The organism is Arthrobacter sp. Hiyo1 (assembly GCF_001263615.2).
Lineage (GTDB): Bacteria > Actinomycetota > Actinomycetes > Actinomycetales > Micrococcaceae > Arthrobacter.
On the sequence record NZ_DF952468.1, the window covers coordinates 688,209 to 689,055 of the forward strand.

General features: G+C 63.5%; 1 pseudogene. It reads left to right on the forward strand.

Annotation, left to right across the window (positions count from 1 at the left end):
- A pseudogene (locus AHiyo1_RS26105) lies at positions 1-847 on the forward strand (peptidase M23); the annotation flags it as partial.

Consider the following 847-nt stretch of genomic DNA (forward strand, 5'->3'; position numbering starts at 1 on the left):
CTCCGTGCTGGCCATTGCGCTCGCCGCGAGCCTCGGCACCGCGCCCGGGGCGCACGCTGACAATCTCGATGACCAACAGGCTGCCCTCAACGCGGAATCGGCGCGTGTGCAGCAGTCGCTGGAATTCGTTGACGCCAACATCGCCAAGGCGGCTGGCGACCTCGTTGTCTACCAAGGACAGCTTCCGGGGGCGCAGCAGGCACTCCTCGAAGCCCAGGGCAAGGTTGCCACAGCAGTCAAGGAGGCTGATGCCTTGGCCGCCCGCGTGGATCTGGCGCAGCAGAGTAAAGCCCAGATCACCCAGCAACTGGAAAACGACAAGCAAAAGATCACCGACACCAAGAAGCTCATCGGCCAGATCGCGGCGCAGGCGTATAAATCCGGAGGGGTTCCAACGAACGTCGCTTTGCTGTTCGGATCGAACGACGGCGGCAACCTCACGGAAACCATGGACCTCGCCAACCAAGCGATGCGCAGCCAGAACGCCGCGATGACGAAATTGACGCAGCAGAGCGCGACGAACGTGAACTCCCAGGCCCGGCTCACCGCCGTCGAACAGGAAATCCGCGATCTCAAGGCAAAGGCGGACGCCGCACTTGAGCGTGAGAAGGCAGCCCGGGATGACGCCGCTGCCAAGAAGGCGGAGGTGGACAAACTCATCTCCGACACCACTCGTCTCAACGCCCAGCTTCAAGCAGCCAAACCCGGGATCCAAGCCCAACTCCAGCAAGTGAAGGCGAACCAGGACGCCGTCGCCGCGGAAATCTCGGAACGTGACCGTAAACTGCGCGAAGCTTGGTTGGCCGAACAGCAGCGCCTCTGCCGCAGCCGCGGCGCCGCGGCCCAG